Here is a 2,428-nt window from a genome sequence, read left to right as displayed (position 1 = left end):
TGTTACACCCCAATTAACTCCGGAATTCCGGAATTCTAATACCTATTTTCATTCACGAATTCTTCTTCGGCCCTCATCTCAAAGTATTCTTCTTCTGTTTTGGGTTTCATGCTTTCAAATAGTTCTTCATGATCGTCTGCGCATTCCCATAACTTAAGGGTTTCCATTTCTGATGACGGTCTTTCTGCGTTTAAACGGTGGATAAAAGCGCTCAAACTCATTCTCTTATTTAGCTTGCCTCGGCAAATTTCTTTCTCTGTGATATTCAATAATTTTGCAAGTGTGGTTACTTGGCTAGCCTTAGGCTCTGTTATGTTATTTTCCCATTTCATGTAGGTTTGCTTTGTTACTCCCATTTTACTTGCCATGTCGCTTTGGGACAGATTTATTTTTATTCTAGCTTCTTTGAGAACATCCCCAATCATATTTATCGCCTCTCGGTATACATTTCTTTTATCTTACACCCATTTTTATTATTCATAATGTTGGTGTTTATAAAAGTTTCCTGTATGGTACATAAATATGTCCATAATTATTTCTTGACAGGTTTTTTGCTTGTACTTCATAGACCAACTTTTTATGCATCAAGATCATCCTGACGGCGGGCTTCCGCTCGTTGGGACGCATGTTATTGAAAGGCTGGATATGGAAACAGGGGAGGCTTTACCACCTTCTGTGAATCAGAAGCGTCTGGAGGGGTCATTCAGTACAAAATTAACGATTCGTTGTGATGGTTATCGCGTTCGTGTAGAGGGGAACCCGTCACGCTGGCAGAGAATGGATAATCTATTTGGCCTCACTTCACTAGATGATTGTGTCGAGATTTATAACCATCTTCTTTCACGTTATGGCTTACCACCACTGACGAAAAATACCCGTTTGTACCCAAGGCAATCACCGGATGGTAAATCAACATCGTTAGTCGGTAATGGCGCGGAAATTACTTCTATTGACTGGACTCGTAATTTAGCTGTGGGGCAGGGTAAGGAAGCCTCATTTATTCGCGGCATGTCCTCTATGCAAATCGGTCGAGGTCGTAAGCCTAACTTGTTTCCCAACGGCATGACATGTGGCTGGGGTTATGGCTCATCTTGGTTATTGAATAAACTTTACTGTAAGGCATTTGAATTAAAAGAGCATTTGAAAAAAGACAAGCGCAAAAAAGACGGTATTACTGAAAATCAACTTGAATATGTAGAGAAATTAATCAGTTATTGCGAACAAAATGGTGTCGTACGAGACGAAAACAGCCTTAAGCAATTATTTTTGAAAAAACACAGACTACAGTTTTACGGATTAGTGACCGAAGAAGACTTTTACCCGCATCTGAATGATATTGAGAACGCTATGAAGACGATACAGATAAACCATGATGAGCACGTATCAATTGCCCACCAACTTCTTGAGGTGGGTGCTGTCAATACGCTTCGAAAGGCCAATACAACAATGAGTTATTTCACTCTTTGGCAGAATGGTACTGACTTGCGTCAAGTCTTGAATCAAAGCCAGTTTTACGAACATAAATCACGACTTAAAAAAGTTGGTATTGATATTGGACAACCATTTGATGTGACTCGTATGTGTCCGACCTTAAGGCGTTCTGAAGTTATCGAAGTTAAGCCGCTATCCATTCCTAGTTGGTATCAACTGCCCGTTGTTGCCAAATCAAACGTTATGCCATTTAAAGCTATTGCATAGAGAGAGACCACATGCTGAAAATTGAAATATTCCCCGAAGATGTAAGGGTTGCGACTCGAACCACCAAACCCAAAGATGATAAGCCAGGTCGTGATATTTATGAACAAGATGCTTATGCCTATATTGGTGGCAAGTTTCCCGTTCAGATGAAATTGCAGTTAGAAAAAGGACAACAACCTTACGCGGCCGGACTCTATACACCACACAGCTCAAGCTATGCGATTAATAATTTTGGCTCCCTTGAATTAAAACGGTTTGGCCAGATTATCGAGCCTTTGGAGGTTGAGTGATGAACTTTAATTTGCCATCTCGAAAAATCGTTTATAAGACAGGGATAATGATGGTAAACCGTCTAGATGAGCCACTATATCAATGTCGTTCTTGCTACAAACCGTTCTTTGATGATGAGGTCATAGTTGGTAACTTCTTAGCTCATATTGAATGCCCACATTGTGGCAATGCACTTAGAAAAATCACAGAGTCTGAACCATTGATTACAAAATAAGTTAAAGCCCGTAACTGCTTGAACAACTACGGGCTTTTTATCACAACCAACTGAAACGGAGTTGACTATGACCATGAAAGAATACACGCTATCAGACGTAGTATCTAAGCTAAATGCAATTTCCAACATCTCAATTTTCTTAGGTACAGGCGATTGTCCTGATGAGATTGCCTTTAACTTACGAGATCATATGCACGATGAAATAGAAAACCTTCAAGGTATGTT

The 2,428-nt window shown here is 39.9% G+C and carries 3 protein-coding genes; 2 read left to right on the top strand and 1 reads right to left on the bottom strand.

Going from position 1 to position 2,428, the window contains the following annotated elements; translation table 11 throughout:
* Positions 1 to 35 precede the first annotated feature (35 nt).
* A complete protein-coding gene (locus tag PL85_RS14390) occupies positions 36 to 425 on the bottom strand; it encodes a helix-turn-helix domain-containing protein (RefSeq protein WP_115339768.1) in 390 nt (129 codons plus the stop codon).
* A 130-nt stretch (positions 426 to 555) separates the two neighbouring features.
* On the opposite strand from PL85_RS14390, the gene PL85_RS14385 reads away from it, so the two are divergent.
* On the top strand, positions 556 to 1,698 hold the full coding sequence (locus PL85_RS14385; protein WP_174223833.1) for a phage/plasmid replication protein, II/X family: 1,143 nt from the start codon (positions 556 to 558) through the stop codon (positions 1,696 to 1,698).
* An 11-nt stretch (positions 1,699 to 1,709) separates the two neighbouring features.
* Positions 1,710 to 1,988: a single-stranded DNA-binding protein gene (locus PL85_RS14380; RefSeq protein ID WP_115339770.1), complete on the top strand. Its 279-nt coding sequence runs from the start codon at positions 1,710 to 1,712 to the stop codon at positions 1,986 to 1,988.
* Positions 1,989 to 2,428 lie beyond the last annotated feature (440 nt).

The organism is Vibrio anguillarum (assembly GCF_001989995.2).
GTDB lineage: Bacteria > Pseudomonadota > Gammaproteobacteria > Enterobacterales > Vibrionaceae > Vibrio > Vibrio anguillarum.
This window is presented reverse-complemented; position numbering and strand designations above follow the sequence as displayed.